General features: G+C 45.4%; 22 protein-coding genes. 8 read left to right on the top strand and 14 right to left on the bottom strand.

Translation table 11 applies throughout. From position 1 onward, the window contains the following. The first annotated feature begins 16 nt into the window (after window positions 1–16). From DX060_RS01240 to DX060_RS01230, 3 genes are all read left to right on the top strand, one after another. Entirely contained in the window at window positions 17–952 is a 936-nt protein-coding gene (locus DX060_RS01240) for a D-2-hydroxyacid dehydrogenase (protein WP_115010781.1), read from the top strand. 3 nt (window positions 953–955) lie between these two features. Further along, window positions 956–3,223 carry an NAD(P)H-hydrate epimerase gene (locus tag DX060_RS01235; protein WP_115010780.1) on the top strand — a complete coding sequence of 756 codons (2,268 nt, stop codon included), beginning with the start codon at window positions 956–958 and terminating at the stop codon, window positions 3,221–3,223. A 110-nt stretch (window positions 3,224–3,333) separates the two neighbouring features. Then, window positions 3,334–4,362: a radical SAM/SPASM domain-containing protein gene (locus tag DX060_RS01230; RefSeq protein ID WP_115010779.1), complete on the top strand. Its 1,029-nt coding sequence runs from the start codon at window positions 3,334–3,336 to the stop codon at window positions 4,360–4,362. Window positions 4,363–4,384: 22 nt separating this feature from the next. On the opposite strand, the gene gpmI is transcribed toward DX060_RS01230, so the two are convergent. Then, window positions 4,385–5,893 carry a 2,3-bisphosphoglycerate-independent phosphoglycerate mutase gene (gene gpmI, locus DX060_RS01225; RefSeq protein WP_115012256.1) on the bottom strand — a complete coding sequence of 503 codons (1,509 nt, stop codon included), beginning with the start codon at window positions 5,891–5,893 and terminating at the stop codon, window positions 4,385–4,387. A 133-nt stretch (window positions 5,894–6,026) separates the two neighbouring features. Between gpmI and thiD the strand changes: the two genes are divergently transcribed. From thiD to DX060_RS01210, 3 genes are read left to right on the top strand one after another with little or no spacing between them, the layout of a single operon-like run. Then, window positions 6,027–6,860: a bifunctional hydroxymethylpyrimidine kinase/phosphomethylpyrimidine kinase gene (thiD, locus tag DX060_RS01220; RefSeq protein ID WP_115010778.1), complete on the top strand. Its 834-nt coding sequence runs from the start codon at window positions 6,027–6,029 to the stop codon at window positions 6,858–6,860. A gap of 15 nt (window positions 6,861–6,875) precedes the next feature. After that, entirely contained in the window at window positions 6,876–7,529 is a 654-nt protein-coding gene (gene plsY, locus DX060_RS01215) for a glycerol-3-phosphate 1-O-acyltransferase PlsY (RefSeq protein ID WP_115010777.1), read from the top strand. Next, a complete protein-coding gene (locus tag DX060_RS01210; RefSeq protein WP_115010776.1) occupies window positions 7,530–7,859 on the top strand; it encodes a dihydroneopterin aldolase in 330 nt (109 codons plus the stop codon). An 87-nt stretch (window positions 7,860–7,946) separates the two neighbouring features. Here the strand turns inward: DX060_RS01210 and DX060_RS01205 are convergent, their stop codons facing one another. Genes DX060_RS01205 through DX060_RS01190 form a run of 4 tightly spaced genes read right to left on the bottom strand, consistent with a single transcriptional unit; the run spans window position 7,947 to window position 12,320 of the window. Continuing rightward, a complete protein-coding gene (locus DX060_RS01205; protein ID WP_115010775.1) occupies window positions 7,947–10,151 on the bottom strand; it encodes a hypothetical protein in 2,205 nt (734 codons plus the stop codon). Window positions 10,152–10,188: 37 nt separating this feature from the next. Then, window positions 10,189–11,262 (bottom strand): cytochrome-c peroxidase, encoded by a 1,074-nt coding sequence (locus DX060_RS01200; protein WP_115010774.1) that lies wholly within the window; start codon window positions 11,260–11,262, stop codon window positions 10,189–10,191. A gap of 17 nt (window positions 11,263–11,279) precedes the next feature. After that, window positions 11,280–11,762 carry a tRNA (cytidine(34)-2'-O)-methyltransferase gene (locus DX060_RS01195; RefSeq protein ID WP_115010773.1) on the bottom strand — a complete coding sequence of 161 codons (483 nt, stop codon included), beginning with the start codon at window positions 11,760–11,762 and terminating at the stop codon, window positions 11,280–11,282. A 15-nt stretch (window positions 11,763–11,777) separates the two neighbouring features. Next, the gene (locus DX060_RS01190; RefSeq protein ID WP_115010772.1) at window positions 11,778–12,320 is read right to left on the bottom strand and encodes an LPP20 family lipoprotein; all 543 of its coding nucleotides are present in this window, start codon (window positions 12,318–12,320) and stop codon (window positions 11,778–11,780) included. A 131-nt stretch (window positions 12,321–12,451) separates the two neighbouring features. On the opposite strand from DX060_RS01190, the gene trpS reads away from it, so the two are divergent. Continuing rightward, window positions 12,452–13,441: a tryptophan--tRNA ligase gene (trpS, locus tag DX060_RS01185; RefSeq protein ID WP_115010771.1), complete on the top strand. Its 990-nt coding sequence runs from the start codon at window positions 12,452–12,454 to the stop codon at window positions 13,439–13,441. Between the two features lie 56 nt (window positions 13,442–13,497). Beyond that, complete coding sequence (locus tag DX060_RS01180; RefSeq protein ID WP_181814279.1) at window positions 13,498–15,261, top strand: extracellular solute-binding protein; 1,764 nt, start codon at window positions 13,498–13,500, stop codon at window positions 15,259–15,261. Between the two features lie 161 nt (window positions 15,262–15,422). Here DX060_RS01180 and DX060_RS11085 read toward each other — a convergent pair whose 3' ends face one another. From DX060_RS11085 to DX060_RS01145, 9 genes are all read right to left on the bottom strand, one after another. Further along, the gene (locus DX060_RS11085) at window positions 15,423–15,578 is read right to left on the bottom strand and encodes a hypothetical protein (protein ID WP_181814122.1); all 156 of its coding nucleotides are present in this window, start codon (window positions 15,576–15,578) and stop codon (window positions 15,423–15,425) included. Further along, window positions 15,538–15,759, bottom strand: a complete 222-nt coding sequence (locus tag DX060_RS01175) for a hypothetical protein (protein ID WP_115010770.1) — start codon at window positions 15,757–15,759, stop codon at window positions 15,538–15,540. Before DX060_RS01175 ends, DX060_RS11085 begins: the two co-directional genes overlap by 41 nt. Window positions 15,760–15,812: 53 nt before the next feature. Beyond that, complete coding sequence (locus DX060_RS01170) at window positions 15,813–16,460, bottom strand: hypothetical protein (RefSeq protein ID WP_115010769.1); 648 nt, start codon at window positions 16,458–16,460, stop codon at window positions 15,813–15,815. 27 nt (window positions 16,461–16,487) lie between these two features. After that, window positions 16,488–16,637, bottom strand: a complete 150-nt coding sequence (locus tag DX060_RS11080) for a hypothetical protein (protein WP_181814121.1) — start codon at window positions 16,635–16,637, stop codon at window positions 16,488–16,490. Between the two features lie 16 nt (window positions 16,638–16,653). Then, complete coding sequence (locus DX060_RS01165; RefSeq protein WP_115010768.1) at window positions 16,654–17,001, bottom strand: hypothetical protein; 348 nt, start codon at window positions 16,999–17,001, stop codon at window positions 16,654–16,656. A 6-nt stretch (window positions 17,002–17,007) separates the two neighbouring features. Then, window positions 17,008–18,291 (bottom strand): restriction endonuclease subunit S, encoded by a 1,284-nt coding sequence (locus DX060_RS01160; protein ID WP_115010767.1) that lies wholly within the window; start codon window positions 18,289–18,291, stop codon window positions 17,008–17,010. Between the two features lie 32 nt (window positions 18,292–18,323). Beyond that, entirely contained in the window at window positions 18,324–18,581 is a 258-nt protein-coding gene (locus DX060_RS01155; RefSeq protein WP_115010766.1) for a type II toxin-antitoxin system RelE family toxin, read from the bottom strand. Between the two features lie 2 nt (window positions 18,582–18,583). Beyond that, a complete protein-coding gene (locus DX060_RS01150) occupies window positions 18,584–18,808 on the bottom strand; it encodes a DUF6290 family protein (protein WP_115010765.1) in 225 nt (74 codons plus the stop codon). A gap of 159 nt (window positions 18,809–18,967) precedes the next feature. Beyond that, window positions 18,968–22,003: a type I restriction endonuclease subunit R gene (locus DX060_RS01145; RefSeq protein WP_115010764.1), complete on the bottom strand. Its 3,036-nt coding sequence runs from the start codon at window positions 22,001–22,003 to the stop codon at window positions 18,968–18,970. Window positions 22,004–22,005 lie beyond the last annotated feature (2 nt).

The following is a 22,005-nucleotide window of genomic DNA, read 5'->3' as shown; positions in this document are numbered from 1 at the left end:
TCTACAAGGAGCAGAAATGAAAATAGTCAATCTTGATGTAAGCACACTTGGCGCAAATGCGGATTTTAGCGAGCTAGAGAGCTTTGGCAGCTATGTGAGCTATGATCTCACAAGCCCAGAGCAGACACTTGAGCGGGTAAAAGATGCAGAGATTATCCTTACCAACAAAGTCGTGCTAGATAAGCCCCTGCTCTCTAAGCTCCCTAGTCTTAAGCTTATTGTCGTAACGGCTACTGGCACAAATATCGTTGATGTAGAGTATGCCAAAGAGCGTGGAATCCCCGTGAAAAACGCCGCTGGCTACTCCACGCTAAGTGTCGCCCAGCACACGCTGACTTTTGCGCTTAATCTGCTTAGTCAAATGCCTTATTATGATAGCTATGTCAAGCAGGGGCAGTGGGCTAAAAGTGCTTGCTTCACGCATTTAGCGCAAGGGCGGCGCGATATAAATGGGCTTGCTTGGGGGATCATTGGACTTGGGGCTATTGGGCTAAGGGTCGCAGAGCTTGCTACAAGCTTTGGGGCAAAGGTGGCTTACACCTCCACAAGCGGCAAAAACACCGCCCAAGCCTATCCGCATTTAGCCCTAGATGAGCTACTTGCACAAAGTGATATTCTCTCTATCCACGCCCCGCTAAACCCCGCTACAAAGGGGCTAATCAACGCGCAAAAGCTTGGATTGCTTAAAAGAGACTGCATTCTCATCAATGTCGGTAGAGGGGGGATTGTCGATGAGCAAGCTGTGGCAGCTAGGCTAAAGGGCGGGGCGGAGTTTTACTATGCTTGCGATGTGCTAGAGAGTGAGCCTATGAGGGGTGATCATCCATTTTTGGATTCTAGTATCCAAGATCGCTTGCTCCTAAGCCCCCATATCGCCTATGCCTATCAAAACTCGCTTAAAACCTTGGTGCAAATGAGTATCGATAATGTCAAAGAGTTTTTAAAGGCATAAGCCTTGCGCCATCTCTATCTCTCCACAAAGCCCCTTGATGAGCGAGCTAAGTCGAAATATCTTTTAAGCGATGAATTGCTTATGGAAAATGCCGCTAATGCTCTATGTGGGCTTATAGGCTCGCTCACGCATAAGGGCAGTGTGGTTACTATCGTGTGTGGCAGTGGGGATAATGGCGCAGATGGCTACGCGCTAGCAAGAAAGCTTCAAGGCAGCTATATCACTAGAATCTATGAGGCAAAAGAGCCTAAATCGCGCTTATGTAAGCTCCAAAGTGAGAGAGCGCAAGTCGCAGGTGTAGAGTGGATAAAAAAGCTTCTGCCTTGTGATGTGATAGTGGATTGTCTCTTTGGCAGTGGGTTTGCTGGGGAGCTAGGCGCGGAGTTTATCAAGCTTTTAGAGCAGATGAATACTTGTGCGCGCCTAAAAATCGCGTGCGATGTCCCAAGTGGGCTAGATCTACAAGGGCGCGTGGAGTCCTATGCCTTTAGCGCGGATTATACGCTAAGTATGGGTGCGCTTAAGGTCGCGCTTTTTAGCGATGTGGCAAAGGATCTCACAGGCAAGGTGCTAGTAGGCGATCTAGGCGTATCAAGGGAGCTTTTTGAAGTGCAAAGCCCCTTTTATCTGCTTGAAGAAAGCGATTTATGCTTGCCACACCGCACCAAGCACAACTGCCATAAAGGCAGCTTTGGGCATATCGCAGTGATTGCTGGAGAGAAGGCTGGGGCGGCGGAGCTTAGTGCGATGAGTGGGCTTAGGATGGGGGCGGGGTTGGTGAGTGTGGTTAGCAGGGATTCGGTTTTACTAAAGAAACATCGGCTAACGCCGACCGCTTCGCTTGTTTTGGGTAGTCATTCCGCAGATTTTGGGGATTTTAGGGCAACCGCAGACCATCAGTCTAGCTCTGCCCTAAAATCCCCAAAAAACTACGAAAGCAATACCGCAAATCCTAGAATCCTAGAAGAAAAAGCCACCGAGAGTGAAAATCTTCCACAATCCTGCCGCGAGCAACTTGAGCTAGAATTCACTTTTGAGCAAAACGAGCAAGACGCCACCGCAAAGCGCAGAATCCTTGCAGACAAACAAGCCGCGCTAGAGTCGTCATCGCGAGATTTGCCCCAGCAAATCGTGGCGATCCATAATCAAAACGCGGATTCTAGCCTTGAAGCTATGGATTGCCACGCAAGCACTAGCGCGCTTGCTCGCAATGACGGAAACAACAATCAAGCGCAAAACGCAGATTCTAGGCAAATCGCGCGAAATGTAGCCGCCCCACAGACAGAAGCAAAAGTGGATTCTAGGAATGAAGCCCAAACCCTAGAATCCACTTTTGAAAGCACTCCCACCACCGCGCAAAAAGTGGATTCTAGCACCGCCCAAAATCTAAACAACTCGGCGCAGGATTCTAAGAGTGAAGCCCAAACCCTAGAATCCACTTTTGAAAACGCCACAAATGTGAGTGAGTCGCAGGCGGCAGGATTTGCCGATGATTTTTGGGGTTTTCAAGCGGTAGGCGCAGGGATTTACCTAGTCGGTAATGAGCAAGCCTACCGCGCAGAATCCCCAAAAAGCGCGGCAAAACAAGCGACAGCGGTGCAAGGCGAAGCCGAAGCAGGTTTCTTTAGAAAGCCAACGCCCAAACCAAGCCAAGCGCAATCGCTATATAGCACCATCACCACCCATAGCGAGCTTATGTATCCCCACGCAATCCCCCCCACCGCCAATGTCCTATGCCTAGGTATGGGGCTTGGCAGTGGCTATGGATACTTGCTTGAGCCTAGCTTCATCGGCGAGAGATTGTGCGTGCTTGATGCTGATGTGTTTTATGAAAGCACATTGCCCAATCTACTAGAATCCACTTTTGCCCACAATCTTGTCCTAACTCCCCACCCCAAAGAATTTCACGCGCTTTTGCACTTATGCGGGCTTTTTAGCGGCGATATAGCAGAAGTCGCAAACAATCGCTTCGAGCTAGCCTTGCGCTTTAGCCAAGCTTACAAGTCCCCCACACTGCTGCTTAAAGGCGCAAGCCCCATCATCGCCCACAATGCCAAGCTCTATATCAATCCCCTAGGCACACCAGCCCTAGCCAAAGGCGGTAGCGGCGATGTGCTTAGCGGCGTTATCGCAGCCTATCTCGCACAAGGCTTTAGCCCCCTACAATCCGCCATCAATGCCTCTCTAGCCCACGCACTAGCCGCCACTAAAGAGAAAAACACCTACGCCCTAACGCCCCTACGCTTAATCGAGCATTTAGGCACGCTTTAGCACTTTTCTAGCTAGATAGATTCTAGGCGGCTCTTCCCTTTCCTTGACTCGTTTTTTTTTTTTTTGTAATCTGCGCGTTTTTGGATTCTAGCCTATTATAAGGATAAGCGATGAAGCAAGCTATCAAAGCCCTTTACACGCGCGCACCACAACGCCTAAAGACCAAATTCCACAATCTCCTAAATAGCGATGGCTTTTATAGTCATAAATCCCAAGCCCTAATTGATAGGATCACCGCCCTTAGCCTGCCTATCACAGATACAGAGCTACAAAAGCGTATCATCAAGGACAATCTTTTGCTAGTTGAGATAGAGATTTCTAGCTTTTGCAATCGCACTTGCTGGTTTTGCCCAAACTCTAGCGTGGATAGAAAGAGCAAAAGCATAGAGCTGCCTGAAGAAGTGTTTATGAAGCTTATTGATAATCTCGCGCAAATTGATTATGACAAGGATCTAAATTTCCATAGATTTAATGAGCCTTTAGCTGATATGGAGCTACTGCTAAAGCGCGTGCGACAGGCTAGGGCGGCTCTGCCAAAGGCGCGGTTTAGTATCTTTTCTAATGGTGATTATGCAAGTAGGGAGAATCTAGAAGCTTTACGAGAAGCTGGGGTAGATAGTATGCTTATGTCTTATTACTACGGCAAGGATAAGTCCTATGACAAAGAGTCTGTGATACTCCCAGCTATGGAGAAAATGCGCCAAAAGCTAGGGCTAGATTATGCCGTGGTAGAAGATAATTTGCAGCAGTTTTGCGTGCAGTTTGCTATGGAGGGTATGGAGGTGTATTATCGCGTGTGGAATCCAAGCACAAGCGGGCAGTCTAGAGGCGGTGCCATAGAGTCGATGAAAAGAGCGCGAAAAGTGGATTCTGGCTGCTTCCAAGGGGCTATGAATTTCTATGTGGATTATAATGGCTTGGTGATGCCCTGCTGCCATACGCGCAGCGATGTCAAAGCGCATAAAGACTTTATCATAGGGGATTGCAACAAGCAGGATATGTTTGAGATATTTTTTAGCCCAAGATTTACGCGCTTGCGTCAAGAGCTATTTATGAGCGGGGCTTGCTCGCCTGCTGTGCGGCGTATCTGTGCGGATTGTAGCGATAGGCGAAGGGAGCAGTTTCTATCACTAGGCTAGATTCTAGCTAGATCAAGCACGCCTAGATCAGCGGGCGATCCATTTCTTTGGGGATTGCTAGTCCCATAATCTTTAGCACACTTGGGGCGATATTATTCAGCGAGCCAGAATCCACTTTTTCCACGCCATTAGCTAGCACAAAGCACCATACATCGCCTATGGTGTGATTGGTCTTAATCTCGCCTTGCTCGCTTTTCATCTCCTCACAATTGCCGTGATCGCTTGTAAGCACCACCGCATAGCCTAGCTCACGCGCTTTGGCAAATATCCGCCCTAGCTCATAATCCACCGCTTCTACCGCCTTTAGCGCGGCTGCATAATTGCCCGTATGCCCCACCATATCGCCATTTGCGAAATTGACCACGATGAAGTCATAGGCGTTGGTATCATCGCGGTCTTCTCCCATAGCCTTTAGCACCGCATCGCCCACTTCTGGCGCGCTCATTTGGGGCTGCAGGTCATAGGTAGCGACTTTGGGCGAGGGGATAAGCACGCGCGACTCTCCTATGAAAGGCTCCTCCACGCCGCCGTTGAAAAAGAAGGTTACATGCGCGTATTTTTCTGTCTCAGCGATATGGGCTTGGCTCTTCTTAGCATCTGCTAGCACTTGGGCTAGGGTGTTTGCGGGCTTTTGCTTAGTGAAAAGCACAGGATAAGAGAAGCTCTCATCATACTCACACATCGTTACAATCCGCTCCATACGCTTAGGGCGTGGGAAATGCTCGAACTTCTCCGCCCCAAGCGCGGTGATAATCTCTCTCGCGCGATCAGAGCGGAAATTGCTCATAAGCAGCCCATCTTCACTAGCAAAGCCGCCATTTTTAGCAAACTCCCCAAAGCACATAGGCGTGATAAACTCATCTGTAATGTCTTTGGCATAGCAAGATTCTATATACTCCCTAGGGCTTTGCTCTGTGTGTGGCGTGGCGTGGGCTAGGGTATTGTAGGCTTCTTGTATGCGCTCCCAGCGTTTATCTCTATCCATCGCATAATATCGCCCGCTAATGCTTGCTATGCTGATAGAATCCACTTTTGCACACATTGCCTCCACTTTTGCCAAAAATCCTAGCGCGCTTTTAGGCAGCACATCGCGCCCATCGGTGATTAGGTGCAAAAACACACGCTTTTTATGCGCGGCAAAAATCTCTGCCAACCCTAGAAAATGCGATAAATGCGAATGCACGCCACCATCGCTCATAAGCCCTAGCAAATGCACTGCTTGTGTTTCTTGCATAAACTGCTGCAAAAGTGGATTCTCTGCTAGCTCATTAGACTCTAGTGCGCGAGAGATCCGCACCAAATCTTGGTAGAGCACCCGCCCAGAGCCTAGGCTCATATGCCCCACTTCAGAATTCCCCATCTGCCCCTCTGGTAGCCCCACACTCTCCCCATAAGTATGGATAAGGCTATAAGGCACATTTTTAAAGAGCCAATCATAAGTAGGCTTAGTGGCATTGGCAAAGGCATTGTAGGGAGAATCTGGCTTATAGCCGATCCCATCTGTGATGATAAGCACGCATTTTTGAGACATTGATAATCCTTTGGTGAGCGATAGAATCAAGCCTTTATTAAAGCTAAAAATATTAAACCACTGCTCATAAAGCGCGGATAGAATCCACTTAAGATCTGCTACAATACGCGCAAAATATCCCAAGGACTCTTTTATGTATGCATTCCAGCAGGCAAATGCCATTCCTATCCTTAGTGTCGCTGGGAGTGATTGTAGCGGTGGGGCAGGGCTACAAGCAGATCTAAAGACCTTTGCCGCGCACGGATTGTATGGTATGAGCGTGGTGCTAAGTGTCGTAGCAGAGAACACTCAGCGCGTGATAAGTAGCATAGATATGCCTAGTGAGTCTATTTTCGCGCAGTTTGATGCGGTGTTTGAAGATATTGTGCCTAGGGCTGTGAAGATCGGTATGCTAGGCTCATCTTCTATCATCGAGAGCGTGGCTCAAAGCCTATCGCGCTATCTTCCTAGCAATATTGTCATCGATCCTGTGATGTTTGCGAAAAATGGCTTCCCACTTATGCCTAAATCTATCCGCAAGGAGTTTGCTACATCACTTATCCCTTATGCGTGTGTGCTTACCCCAAATATCCCAGAAGCTAGCGAGCTATGTGGCTTTGAGATAACAAGCCTTGAAGATATGAAAAAATCCGCGCTAATGCTCCACAAAATGGGTGCAAAAAGCGTGCTTGTCAAAGGTGGGCATAAAGAGGACTTTGCTGATGATGTGCTTTATGATGGCAAGGAGTTTCATATATTCCGCGCTAAGAAGCTCCAAAGCACCAGCACGCACGGCACAGGCTGCACGCTAAGTAGTGCTATTGCCAGCAATCTAGCCTTGGGCGTTGGCTTGCAGGATTCTATCAAAAATGCCAAGGCTTATACCTACAATGCCATAGCCCACGCCGCGCCTCTTGGCAGGGGCTTTGGTCCTACTAACCACCTCTATGGGCTTACCCATAATACTATGGCAGGTGTGGAATTTTAGAGATTAGGAGTGTGTATGGAGTTTTTGTATAACTATATCAATGTGGTGTTTTATATCGTGGCATTTCTTGTGGGGGGGATCCCCTTTGGCGTGTTTTTCACGAGGCTTTATGGTGTTAAGATCCAGGAAGTAGGCTCAGGTAGCACGGGTGCTACCAATGTCTATCGCGCGTTGAAAGACATCGCCCCTAAGCAGGCTAAGCTGCTCTCTATCGCCACGCTTGTGCTTGATGCGATTAAGGGGCTGCTTGTGGTGCTTGTAGCAAAGCTTGTGGGGCTGCCTTATGGGGCGCAGTGGATGATCGCGCTACTAGCGATTGTGGGGCATTGTTATAGCCCATATCTGGGCTTTAAAGGGGGCAAGGGCGTATCCACGGCTATTGGCTCTGTGCTATTGCTTATCCCTATTGAAGGTGCGCTTGGGCTTGTGGTGTGGGCGATTGTAGGGAAGGTGTTTAAAGTCTCTTCGCTTTCTTCACTGCTTGGTGTGCTAAGTGGGATTGTGCTGACCTTTGTCGTGCCCTATGTCCTGCCGATCCCAGATTCTATCAATATCGTTGCTCAAATCCATAGCCACACGCCAGTGGTGTTAATCGGGCTGCTTATCCTCTATACACATATCCCAAATATCAAGCGGCTATTTTCTGGGCAGGAAAACAAGGTGCTATAAATGCCCTATGAAATCGTGCTAGAAGATTTGTGCCTTGAAGCTATCATTGGAGTCTTGCCACGCGAGAGAGAGCAGGCACAAAGACTGCAGGTAGAAGCGCGTATAGGCTATGAGCGAGATGGCAAGGGGTTTTTAGACTATGCGCAAGTGCGAGAATCTATCATCACACATTTGCAGCAAGCACGCTATGAGCTACTAGAGCAAGCCTGTGATGGTCTAGCGGCGTGGCTGTATGCGAGCTTCCCTCCTATCACGACGCTCACACTCACGCTAAAAAAGCCTGATGTTTTTGTGGATTGTTGTGTGGGCGTGTGTAGGAGCTATCCTTAGGCAGTAGTAGAAAGTGGATTTTGGCACATAAGAATGACTACAATATCTATCGTGGTGGTGCGGCAGATCCACAAGTCTATCCAAGAGCTATACTCTATACTCCACTACGCAGTAGTTTGGTAGAATCTTTTTTAGCCTTTCTGTTAGGATTCTGCCTCTCTCAATAATCGCTTCATCGGTTACTGGGGTATAGCACCCATTTTTCCATTCTAAATCTATGTGTTCTTTAGCCCATTTATCCAAGTCTTTTTCTAATTGTTTTGCTTCATTGCTTTGTAAAGAGATATTGCAATCCTCTTCAATATTTTGAAAGCAAATTCCAACATCCTCTTCATCCCACAACGCATCATAATCCGCCATTACACAATAATACTTTATCTCCTTTATATCATCTTCACTCTCAACATAAGTCTCTATATATGCTTCACCTTTAAAGTGTGCTTTTAATGCCTTAGCAAGCTCTAATTTTTGCTCATCAAATGCAGTGCGAAGCTTTTTTAGAAACTCATCTGCATCATCTCTATACCAATACAGCCCATACTCATCATACAAACTCTGCCATTGTTTAAACTTCCACACTAAATCTTTTGGCAAATCTAAAGACTCATAATCAACATTTGCAAACTTCCCTTCCCCTTTTTTACTATCCCAAAGATTCCATATCCCACTACTATAAAATTCCCCCCACACTTGCAAATGCCACTTATGTTCGCAATGCTGATCGCCACAGGGCTTAGTCTTTCTTTTTTGCTCTAGCTGCTCTTTATGCTTTTGTAGGAGACTTTCATATCGCTCTAGCACGCCTTTATTTGGCTCTTTTTTGCTATTTCTCTCCATAATGTCAATAATACTTTGTGGAATCTCTTTGTAAGTTTCAATCACATTTAATGCCATATTTCGGCAGCGTGTTACAGGGCTTTGCAGAGCAGTTTCTACAAACTCTAGCCCGATAATTTCATCAAAATTTCTAAGATTTTGCACGATGAAGCTTATATCATCATACACCCTAAACTCCGCTCCAAGCCCTAGCTCATCTTTTGGCTCACTTTTTAAAGCCTTCAAGTCAAATCGCTCCTTTGCTAAAGCACAAAGCCTTTTATATCTATCTTTAGAATCTGTGAGTGTGAGCGGATACCACTCTTTAAACTCCTTATTTTCACTAGCGATTTTAAACATATCCTCCCATATATCAATGCCAAGATGTCTAGCAATACTCCTTGCATCATAGTTAAACACATCGACACGGATAAGCCCCTCCCAATCAATATTGCTATGAAACGCTAGTTTATTGACAATATCTAGCAGCTCCTGCCTCTCACTCTCATCATATTCTAACTCCTCTTTAATGGGATCAATAAGCGCGCAAATAATGGCAAATCGCTCTATATTCATCTTTTGATTTTTGGATTCTTTGATAAACAATGCTACTAATTCTTTAGAGTGCGGATAGTCTTCAAAATGCACCTTGCTTAATCCGCAAAAGCTTTGCAGCATTTCGCCTGTGGCAATGTAGATTTTCTCTTCAAAGCCCCTTTCTTGTATCAACCCTAGCAAATCGCCCTTCTCCAAACACTCAAGCACAATATGATCAATCCCAATCTCACATTTATAGCTCTCAAGCAAAATCCACTCGCGCTTTTTCTCATCATCAATTTTCACATAATCCACATAGGCGATTCTCCCCCAGCCCTTTGTGCATTGTGCAAGATAAAAGACCTCTTCATTTTTCTCATTGCGTGCTAATGCCACGGCTACAAATCTCGCAAACTCATCTGCCAAGCCAAATTGCATTAGCATACTTATTTCTTTTTCATCAAGTCTGCAAACCCCAAGCACCGCTATACCAAACTTAATCGCCTCTCTATGCACCCCACTAAGCAGAAACTGCCTAGCAGTGTTTATGCAAAAATGCAAAAGTTTTGTGTTATTCTCCGCTTCATTCATCAATGCTTCTAAAAAATCATCAATATACCCAAGCGTTCTATGCTGGATAATAAACATATAAATCCCGCCCAAATGCTTATCTATCAATTCATCACTTAGCTCACTAGAATCCACTTCTGCAAAACACCTAAACATCGCAAGCAGCGTAGCAGCACTATTGTCTGTGTCTTTCCCCATAATGCCATCTAGCATTCCGGGCATAAAGTTCATCTTAGCAATTTCTGGCATAGCAATATGCAGACTATCATCATCTGGCAAGTCTTTATCCAAGCCATCTTCTATCGCATTATCTATAATCCATCTAAGCAATCCTTGCTCACCGCTTATAATCTTTTCATAGCTTTGCATAATCACTCCTTTTGAATCTATAACAAAATCTAGCTATCTATAATGATGGCTTTGGCGTGGCATTGGTGCTAGCAGGCAAGATAGGATAGATATTTGCAGGGTATTTACCGCCAAGTGATTGGAAAAACTTCTCTAATATTTTTATCTCATCATCGCTTATAGTGATCCCTAGCTGTATAGATCCCATTTCTTTGATCGCTCCTGCAATGTCCCAATACTGCCCATTGTGAAAATAAGGCGCAGTGTCTAAAATATTGCGCAAAGATGGGGCTTTGATCCTGCCCCTAGCATCGCCCTTGAAGCCCCCGATCTTAGCAAATGTATAGGGCTTGATGACAGAAAATTCCCGCATAGAGCCGCCTAGATTGATGTCTGTGTGGCAGGTCGTGCAGCCTTTATCGATAAACATATTAAGCCCAGCTTGCTCATCTTTGCTTAGGGCTTTGGTATTGCCGTTTAAGAAATCATCATAGCGACCCGGGGTAGTAAGTGTCATCACAAAAAGCGCGATAGTATCGGCAATTAGCGCAGGCTGGATTTTGACATTGTTGCCATAAGCGGCTTTAAACTCATTGACATAATCTGGGATTGATTGTATGCGTGCAAGAATCTCTTGGGGCGTGGTTTGCATTTGATTTTGTATATGTGCTTGAAGCTCTAGCCTAGTCGCACGACCATCCCAAAATAGCACACCATTAAAGATCGCGTTATACACGCTTGGGGAGTTTAGATAGCTTTGATTGTCTGTCCATTTATGCCCTGCTGGGACTATATCTGTCCCGCCTAGCCCTAGATTGTGGCAGGTGTTGCACGAGATTAGGTTTGAGCGCGAGAGTCTTGGGTCAAAGTAGAGCTTTTTCCCTAGCTGAATTTGGGCTTGCGTGAGCTTGGGTTTATAGGGAGTGGCGAGCTTATGCTTTTTGGCGTAGTCTTGCTGGTATGTCTCTAGCTCTTTGCCTTGAGGCATAGGCTTTAGCCCTGCGTCTTTTGCCTTTTGTATGAGCTGCTTTGGGTCTATGGTGCTTGGCTGATTGGTAGCGGTGTAGGCTAGGCTAGTCATCACTACTGCTAGAGAGAGATTGCAGATGTGCTTGTAGGGGCGTGCTGGCATAGTTGTCCTTATATGGCTTATGGTGCGATAGGTGCGTTTATGGGGCTAGTGGCTTGAAGCTGGCGGATGGCTTCATACGCCACGATCCCCACACTTGTGGCGAGATTGAGCGAGCGAGCTTGCACTGCCATAGGGATTGTTAAACACTGCTTGTTGTTCGCATTTAAGATACGCTCACTAATACCCGCATCTTCACGCCCAAAGTAGAGAAAACACTCTTTATCAAACCGCGCGTGGTAGTAGGGCTTATGTGCTTTAGTCGTTAGGAAAAAGTGCCTAGAGTCTAGTGGATAGTGCGCCCAAAAATGCTCCACACTATCCCACTCACATTTTTGCAAATACTGCCAATAATCTAGCCCTGCACGCTTGAGAGACTTCTCACTAAGGCAGAATCCTAGCGGGTGGATAAGATGGAGCGTGGCATTAGCAGCGACACAGAGCCTGCCGATATTCCCTGTGTTTTGGGGGATCCTAGGCTCTATGAGAATGATATGAAGCATAGCCGCACAAAGTGGCTATCTAGCAGGACCATCGATAATGTCATCGACAGCTTGAGAGAGCGCGGCAGCTGCGGCTTTGTCGAGAGATTTGGAGTTTAAAAGATTGCTTTTTAGCAAGTCGGTGTTTAGCTTTTGGATCTTTACAAGCACCCATAGCGTGCCATCTTTGCTGACCCATTTGTTTGTGATCTTTGAGCCTGCTAGCACTTGATCGACACTATTGCGGATAGCTTGCACAGCTTCTTGATTGACACTATCTTCATCGCTTGTGGCAAGCTCTTTATACTTGCTCTCAATCCTTGTAGAAATCTGTGTAGCAAGCTCCACGCGTGCCGCTGCTCCTGCTTGTGTAGTGGCAAAGCCCAAATTGCCATTTTTGACTTTCGCGCTTCCGGTAGCACTAAGCAAGTCATCATTAGATTCTACTACCCAAGCAGGTGCGCCCTCTAGGGAGGCGTTGATTTCTTTATTATCGCCTAAGCCCTTTTTGCAACCATTGATCCCAAGTATCGCCACAAGCACAAGGCTCGCAAGCACGCCAAACTTTAAAGCTTTCATCAGCAGTCCTTTGTATTAAGATTGAGCGATTATAAAACATATTTAGTTAATGCTGGCTTTAAACGAGTTGGTATATAATCGCGCCTTTAAGCGCACGACTCCCCCTATTTCACACATTACAAAGGATTCTTATGCCAAGCAAAAAGCGTGTTTTCTCCGGTATCCAGCCCACAGGCTCTATCCATTTAGGCAATTATCTAGGGGCGATTAAGCAGTGGGTGGATTCTCAAGAGCAGTATGACAATATCTTTTGCGTGGTGAATTCCCACGCGATCACCACCAAGCAAGACCCCAAGGAGCTAAGGGCAAAGACCTATGAGCTTGTGGCTATGCTTTTGGCGTGTGGGATTGATAGTGAAAAGTCTAGCCTTTTTATCCAAAGCGAGATCGATGAGCACGCGGCTTTGGCGTGGATTTTAGACTGCAATATCCCTATGGGCGATATGAGCCGTATGACGCAGTTCAAAGACAAATCCCAAAAAAACCCCAAAAATATCAATGTCGGGCTGTTTAACTACCCAGCCCTTATGGCAGCAGATATTTTGCTCTATCAAGTTGATGGCGTGCCAGTAGGAGAGGATCAAAAGCAGCATTTAGAGCTTACGCGCGATGTGGCTACGCGCTTTAATCGCGACTTTGGCGAGTGCTTCACAATCCCTAGTCCCATTATCCCAGCTCTAGGCGCGCGTGTGATGGGGCTAGATAGTCCAGAATCCAAAATGAGCAAATCCGCCAAAGGCGAGAATCACGCGATATTTTTGCTTGATAGCCCAGAAGCTATTGCTCGTAAGTGTAAAAAGGCAGTAACAGACTCTAGCGGGGTCATCGCCTTTGATACAAGTCGCCCCGGTGTGCATAATCTCCTAAGCATTTATCAAGCCCTAAGCCAGCAGAGCCAAGAGCAGATACAAGAGCATTTTGCTAGCAAGGGCTATGGCGCGCTAAAGCTTGAGCTAGCTGATATGCTAGTAGCCACGCTAGAGCCGATCCAAGAGCGTTATGCGCAGCTTAGCAGCGATAAGCACTATCTCCAAAGTATCCTAGATACAAGCCTAGAGCGCGTGCGCCCCATCGCCAAAGCCACTTACCAAAGAGCCAAAGAGCTTGTAGGGCTTGTGTGAGACTCTTTGTGCTATGGAGGCTAGGCTTTGCTTGCTGTGATTTTGCCCGTTTGGGCTTGCTAGGCTTCGCGCTTCTTTGCTGTGCTAGCTTGGCACACGCCGCGCCTTTTATCTCGCTTGGCGATCCGCCTAAATACCGCGACACCAGCACATTCAAAGCTTTTGACTACACTAACCCCAACGCCAAAAAGGGCGGCACGCTTAAAGCCTACGCGCTAGGCAGCTTCTCCACGCTTAATGCCTTTAGCCTAGAAGAGAGTGCTGCTGGGCTAGAGCTTGTCTATGACACGCTAATGGCACAGAGTATGGATGAGCCTTATGCGCAATACGCCCTTGTAGCAAGCGATGTAGCCATCGCGCCAAATCATAAAAGCGTGATTTTCACCATAAATCCCAAAGCACGCTTTAGCGATGGTAGGGCAATTAGCGCGCAAGATGTGGGATTTAGCTTTGATATGATACGCCAAAATCCACTCTATAAGCAGTATTATGCTGATATTAGCGGGTATGAAATACTAGATTCTAGGCGCATTAAATTTCTCTTTACCACAAGTGAGAACAAAGAGCTGCCGCTAATCCTAGGGCAGCTTAGTATCCTGCCTAGGCATTATTATGTGCGAGATGGGCAAAACTCCTATGGCAAAGACCCCTTGCAGCTCCCGCTAGGCTCTGGGGCGTATAAGCTCACGCGCTATGAGGTGGGCAAGCTTGTAGAATATAGGCGTGATAAAAACTACTGGGCAGAGAATCTCCCTAGCCGCAAGGGGCAGTTTAATTTCGATGTGGTGCGCTATGAGTATTACCGCGATGATACGGCGGCTTTGCAGGGCTTTTTGCGCCATAAATACGACTTCCGCATTGAGAGCGCGGCAAAGGTATGGGCAAATGGATATAGGCAGAGTAAGGACTCTGCCTTTAGCAAGCTTGAGATCCCCCATAGCCTGCCAAGCGGTATGCAGGGCTTTTTTATCAATCTGCGCAAAGCTCCCTTTGATGATCCGCTTGTGCGCCGCGCGATGATTTTGGCGTTTAACTTTGAATGGAGCAATGAAAATCTCTTTTTTTCCCAATATCAGCGTACGACAAGCTTTTTTAACCACTCCATTTTTGCCTCCACGCCTAGCCTAAGCAGCGATCAGCTAGAGCTTTTGCGCGTGTGTAAGGTGGATCCTGCCACGCTCTCACGCTTGCAAAAGCCCTATACTATCCCCACCGCGCCAAGCCTGCAAGATGAGCGGGAGAATCTCAAAAAAGCGCGCGATTTACTGCGCCAAGCTGGCTATGTCGTGCAAAATAATCAGGCGTATAAAAATGGCATTCCACTGCGCTTTACCCTGCTGCTTGATAACCCAGCCTTTGAGCGACTAGCGATCCGCTATGCCAGAAACCTCGCACGCCTTGGGATCACTATGGAGATACAAAAGCTGGATTCTAGTCAATACGCCAATCGCGTGAAAAGCTTTGATTATGAGATGATTGTGGGCATTATCCCCCAAAGTCTCTCGCCGGGCAATGAGCAGCGGTATTTCTTTGGCAGTTTAAGTGCGGATACGCAAGGGAGCAGAAATTACAGCGGCGTGAAGTCTGTGCTTGTAGATTGCTTGATAGATAGGCTTATTAACGCTCCAGATAGAGATAGCCTAGTGCTTGCCACACGCACGCTTGATCGCGTGCTGCTTGAGCTAGACATAGTCGTGCCGCACTACTTTTTGCCAAGCTTCCGCCTAGCGATTTGGGATAATATCGCTATGCCTAAGGTGCAGCCGCTCTATGATATTAGCCCCACACTTTGGTGGGATAGGCGCAAAAGTGGATTCTAGGGGGTTTGATTCAGTCTTGGGTGAGCAATGCGATTGATTGCGCTATTTTTAGGACAACCGCAGACCTCTAGTCTTGCTCTGCCCTAAAAATAGCGTAAAACAACCACAGCCCCACCACAAAACAAGCGAAGCGGTGCAAGGCGAAGCCGCAGCAGGTTTCTTTAGTAATGCTTAGAATCGTGTTTTTCCAAAAGGGACTTCGCTCCTAGAATCCACTTTTTCACTAGCAGCGTTGTTTTTGTCATTGCGAGCAGTGTTTGCGTTAGCTGTTTGCTGTCATTGCGAGCCGCTGCGGTAGTGGCGGCGCGGCAATCCACTCCCCCCCACTTTGTCATTGCGAGATTTTCTAAAGAAACTGCGCTTCGCTTGTTTTGCGGCAGCAAAATCGTGGCAATCCATAAATTCTGTGCTAGCAGAATTGACTGCCCTAGAATCCACTTTTTGAAAACGCTCCATTTTCTCACATTCTAAGAATCCTAAAAGCTCTTTTATATCCATACTCGTCCTTTTAAGCTTTACTTTACAATTTTGCATTATAATGTCGGTCCTATCTAGGTGGCACTTGCCACCATCTTTACTTCTCCATAATGCACCAAATCCTTATGAAAGCTTCCTAGCAAATCGTTTAAAAACTCTACAATTTTGTCTGGGCGGATTGCTATATAAATCGCTTCATTGTGCTTATTTGTGATTTTTACATTTAGTCTAGGGTAGCCATTGCCTACGATTTTATAGAGATTCTCAAAATGAAAGGCGCGATTGCGAATAAGTCGCAGAAGTAATAAAATCGCTTTTGCTTTGTGGTGTCGCATTATTCTTGTATGATTTGTGTGAAAGGTATCTTTATTTTTATCAAAATACTTCTTAAAATCCAAAGTATCCAAAAACTCTGCTTGAAAAATCGCATTATGGATTTTATAAAAATCCACTACTTTTAGCCAAAATCCTAAGTTTTGAGCGGAGATGAGGCTATCTCTGCTTTGATTTTGCAAAACAATCTTTTCAAGCCATTGCGAATCCTTTTGAGATAGCAAGAAGTCTATTTTGTTTCTTATGATAATTTCTAGGATTCCTATTTTATGCGCGATATGGGATATTAAATATAGATTTTGCTCGTGTTCTTGTGGATTGGTATAGCCATTTAAGCGGCTTTGCGAAAAAAGCTTTATGTGAAGTAAATTGCACAAATGTGGCTTCATTCTTGCTGTCCTTGTCTAAAATCCAGATTATAGCGGATTGTTGTCATATTGAGCGGCAGCAGCGGCGTGGCGATCTACTCCCCCCACTTTGTCATTGCGAGATTTTCTAAAGAAACTGCGCTTCGCTTGTTTTGCAGCAGCAAAATCGTGGCAATCCACTTTCACACTAGAATCCACTTTTGATAATCCACCGCTAAGGCACAAACACAAAGATATAAAAAGTGGATTCTAGCTTTAGCCTTGCTTCAGCCCCTAGAATCCGCTTTTGTGTTTTTTGTGTTATGGATCGCCACGCTTTGCTAGCGCAAAGCTCGCGATGACGGAGAAAGTCGCTTACTTTGTCATTGCGAGCCTCGTTAGCGTGTGGAGTGGTTGTTTTGCTGTCATTGCGAGATTTTGCGGCAGCAAAATCGTGGCAATCCATTTTCACACTAGAATCCACTTTTTGATTGTGGATCGCCACGCCGATTTCATCGGCTCGCGATGACGGAAAAGGGGCTTCGCTCGCTCGCAATGACGGGGCATTGAGGCTAGAATCCACTTTTGCCTATTTGCCTTGCTCTTTAAAGGTTAATAGCCGCTCTCTGTAATACTCATATTGTTTTTTTCTCGCTTCTATCTCGGCGGGGATTCCGCTTGTTAAATCATTTGTAAGTGTGTCAAATTTGTCTAAAAGCTCTACGATGTCATTTTGCACTTCTAAAGGCGGCAGGGGAATTTGGATAGTTTTTAAATTTTGTTGATTGATTTTTGGAGGCACGCCTCTAACGATTGAACTTACATCGCAAGTTTGCAAATAAAAAAATACAAATCTTAAATTTGTTGTGTTTGATTTTTCTTTTAAAATATGGGCGTGATTATTGACCCAAAATTTACCACTAACCCAATTTAATACGGGACTATTATCTTTGTTGATAACGCTTCCATCTTCTCCCATAAGTAAAAAATCGCCATCAAAAATGTATTCATTCACATAGTCTTGTATCCCATTTGCTCCATAATATGGATAAATCCCTTGTGTTCTTTTGCTTTTAGTAATGGGTTTTCTTAAATTATCTAATATCTCGCACGCTTTGCCTAAGGTTACATAAGGCACAAGGGGGGTGGGGTCGCTGTCATTGCGAGATTTTGCGGTGCGGTTTTCTAATTCATCGTGGCTTAAAAGCTTATTTCTATAATAATGATATTGCTTTAGCCTTGCTTCTAATTCTGCTTGTAATTCTGCTTGTAATTCTGCTTGTAATTCTGCTTGTAATTCTGTAAAGGCGTCTAAAATCTCTACGATTTTATACTGAATTTCTAGCGGCGGCAGGGGGATTTTTACCTTTGCCATTAATTTTTTAGAAATATTAAAGCGGGTTGTTCCATTTGCTGTTTTTATAATTTGTTTTCTTATCGGTTCATCTCTAAAAAGATATTTTGTAAAATCTGGCAAAAATAATTTTTCATCATAAAATCTAAATCCAAAACAAAAGCTGTTTAGATAAATGTTTTCTTGTGGTTGTTTAGTTACTATGCTTGAAATTCCACATTCGTTTTGAGTTTCTGATGAACCTGTAAAAAGCACATCACCAAGTTTTAAAATATGTTGTTTTTCACCTGCTTTTATGGTTACAAAATCATCATAATCAAAACAAACAGCTAAATTTGTAAAAATATTTTTGTAGCTTATGTATTTTGCGTTGCCTTTTTCAAAATCTTTTTTTGTTTTACCGCTTAATCCGCTGTAAAATTCTCCAAGCTCCCCAAGCTCTTTAAACTCCACGCCATTTGGGCAGTGCTGTTGTAGTAAGGATTCTAGGGGGTGGGTGCTAGGCTGTGGCTGTTTCATTATGTTCCTTTATGGTGTGGATTTCAAATTGCTTACTTATACACTTCTTTTCTATGAGCGATGTGGATAGCATAGATAAGCAACTCATTGTCATTTATCTCACACACAATGCGATAATCCCCCACCCGATACCGCCAAAGTCCGCCAAGATTGCCCACTAGTGCTTCGCCTTTGCTTCGTGGGTTTTCTAGGGACTCTAGCTCTTGTGTTAGATTTTTAATACGCTTTTGTGTGATTGTATCAAGCTTTTCAAATTGCTTTTGCGCTTTTTTAGAATACACAAATTGCATCGCTAGAGTCCTAGCTCTTTGTAAAGCTCTTTAGCAGGTATTGCGCCATCGCGTTTTTCATCTTTGCTTTTTAGCTGCCATTCTAATGCTGCATTTAAGTCTTCTAAGTCTTCCATATACGCGATTAACGCCTTTTGGATAAGCTCCTCTTGGCTGATATTTTGCTCTCTAGCGAAGTTTTGGTAGGCTTCTTGTAATTCCTGTGAAATGTTTATAGTAATGCTCATTTCTTGCTCCTTGTGTTTATTCTAATATTTTAGGGTAAAAGTAGATTCTAGCATATTTCTTGCACTGCATTTGTGGATTCTGTGGATTGCCACGATTCTGCTAACGCAGAATCTCGCAATGACGGAGGGGGCTTGCGGTGCAAGTCTTGTAATGCCATTTCATCGCTCCTGCCTTAGCTCTAGTCCCTTAAAAAGCTCGAAAAATGCTTGTAGCTTTTCTAGGGCTTTTTCGCGGATTTTATGCGTCTGCTCTGCACCTTTGCCAAAGAGTGGGCTAGGAGGCAAAATCTCGCCGAAGGCTCTCCCATAGTCCCTTAGCTCGCCTCGCTCAAAGCTATCTTGTATAAATGCCCTAGTCTCTTTGGGCTTTAGATCTAGCTCGGTGATGATTGTATCTAGGCTCTCATCTTTGCGCGCGGCTATGTAGGTGCTAAAGTCTTTTTCCACATTGCTTTGGGGGTTTAGCGATTGTATGAAGCGGAGCAAAAGCTCCTTTTTGCTCCGTAGGCTTAGACTAGAATCTAGCAGCTTTAGTATGCGCTCATAGCTGCCTTTGTCTTTGTGCCTGTGGTATGTGGCGATAAGCTCTAGGATATACTCGATACTTACTTCTACTTGCTTCAAAAGCTCTACTTCAAACTCCACTTCATCTAGCACGCTGTGCTTCTCTGCTTGGTCTTTGGCGCGTAGGCTCTCATAAGTGTCGATGTAGTAGCTTTGATAGTCTTGGCGGTCTCGCTCGCTTAGAGGGTCGCTAAACTCATCAAAGACTTCAAGGATATTGCGCAGCTTCAAAATCTCGCCAAAAAGGGCTAGAAAGTCTCTTTTGTCGCTTTGCTTTAGGGTGGATTCTAGGAAATTAGCTAGGGGGAAGCGCGTTTGTAAGATGTGTAGAAGCTCGTGGTAGCCTTTATGCTTATCGCCTTTTTCATCGGTGTAGCCGTGCAAATATTCTTCTAAGCTTCTTAGAAAGACTATGCCCTTAGCATTCTCATCGCTGAAAAGAGCTAGAGCGTCATCAGTGTTTCTCTGCAAGTCTCTAAAGGCTATGATATTGCCAAAGCTTTTTATGGAGTTTAGGATTCTATTGGTGCGGGAGTAGGCTTGCAAAAGCCCGTGATAGCGCAAGGACTTATCGACATAGAGAGTGTTTAGCGTGGTGGCGTCAAAGCCTGTGAGAAACATATTGACCACGATGGCTAGGTCTAGCTCGCGGTTTTTAAGCTTTAGGGAGAAGTCTTTGTAGTAGTTTTGAAAATTATCCGCGGAGCTATCAAATCTGCACGCAAATATTGCGTTATAGTCGTTTATCGCGGCGTCTAAAAAATCGCGCTGGGACTTAGGCAGGGAGATGGTGTCCTCGCTGCTCTCCTCCTCTTGCTCATCGTTTGGGGCATAGCTGTAGATGATGCCTACTTTTAGCCTTTGAGATTCTGGCAGGCTGGCTTGCTGGGCTTGAAACTCTTCATAATATCGCATAGCCATAGGGATAGACTGGGTGGCAAAGATAGCGTTAAAGCCTTTTGTGTGCTTGCCATTTATGGTGTAGGTGGAGCTGCGCTTGGTCTGGGTGGTAAAATGCTCTAAGATATAGCGAGTGATGTGGGAAATACGCTCTTTGGCTAGGAGGATCTCTTCTGTGTCTATGGCTGGGACTTGCTCATCTTGGATAGGCTGGGACTTTAGCTTAGCTGTGGTGTGGTAGCTCACGCGGAAAGGCAGGACATTATGGTCGCGTATGGCGTGGATTATCGTGTAGCGGTGCAAGCAAGCCCCAAAGACGCGCTCTGTCGTCTCAAAGCCTAGCGCGTTTGCGGCAAAAATGGGCGTGCCTGTGAAGCCAAAGAGATAGAGCTTTTTAAAGGCTTTGGAAATGTCTTTTTGCATTTGCCCAAATTGACTTCTATGGCACTCATCAAAGATCATCACAATGTGTTCGCTAAAGATTGTATGGTCTTTTTCTGCTTGGGCGATGAAGCGGGAGAGCTTTTGGATAGTGGTGATGATGATTTTATGATTTTTGTCTGTGCTGTTAAGGCGTGATTGTAGCTCTTTGGTGCTTTTGCTCCCTGTGGCAGCACCCTTTTGGAATCTATCGTATTCACGCATAGTTTGATAGTCTAAATCTTTTCTATCCACGACAAAAAGCACTTTAGCAATCTCTTGGATTTTGCTCACTAGCTGGGCGGTTTTGAAGCTGGTCAAAGTTTTGCCGCTGCCTGTGGTGTGCCAGATATAGCCGCCGCTTTTTTGCTCGCTTGATTTTTCATAGAATTTGTTGTGGTAGCTTATGGCAATTTGTTGCAAAATCTTTTCACACGCGGCGATTTGGTAAGGGCGTAGGACTAGGAGCTTTCTATCCACATCTAGCACGCAGTAGTGGCAGAGGATATTTAGCAGCGTGTGCCTAGCAAAAAAGGTCTTTGCAAAGTCGATAAGGTCGTTTATAATGGTGTTTTTCTCATCGCTAAAATAGCTTGTAAATTCAAAGCTATTGGAAGTTTTGGTCGTTTTTATGCCGTTTTGGGTTTTGATATGAAAATCGCGCGTGGTGTTAGAATAATACTTGCTTTGCGTGCCGTTGCTAATGACAAAAATCTGCACAAACTCAAAAAGCGCGTTTCCGCTAAAAAAGCTCTCCCGCCCGTAGCGGTTGATTTGATTGAAAGCTTCTTTAAGGCTCACGCCGCGGCGTTTTAGCTCGATATGCACTAGGGGCAGTCCATTGACTAAAATGCTTACATCATAGCGGTGGGAGCGTGTCGGCGTGGTAGCTTCATACTGATTGATAACTTGCAAGGAGTTTTTATGTATGTCGGCTTTGTCGATTAGCTTGAAGTTGATAATGCTGCCATTATCGCGCTCTAGGGGCTGGATATAGTCCTCTTGGATTAGCACGCTTTTTTCCACGATAGAGGCATTTGCCCTAGAAAGCACTTGAGCGAAAAATCGCCGCCACTCTGTGTTGCTTAGGGTGGTGGAATTTAGCTCCTCTAGCTTTGTGCGGAGATTGGATTCTAGGGATTTTTCATCGCTGATAGGGGCGTATCCATAGCCTTGGGCTTGTAAGGTAGCAATAAGCTCTTTTTCAAGCTGGGCTTCACTTTGATAGCTAGAATCCACTTTTTTACTTGGGGTCCATTCCACGGCTATGGTGGAGGCGGTGCTTTGGGCTAGGAGTTTTAGGCTTCTCATTG

The organism is Helicobacter canis, from assembly GCF_900451095.1.
Taxonomy (GTDB): Bacteria; Campylobacterota; Campylobacteria; order Campylobacterales; family Helicobacteraceae; genus Helicobacter_B; species Helicobacter_B zhangjianzhongii.
Note: the sequence above shows the minus strand (reverse complement) of the source record. Positions and strands in the feature narration are given on the sequence as shown.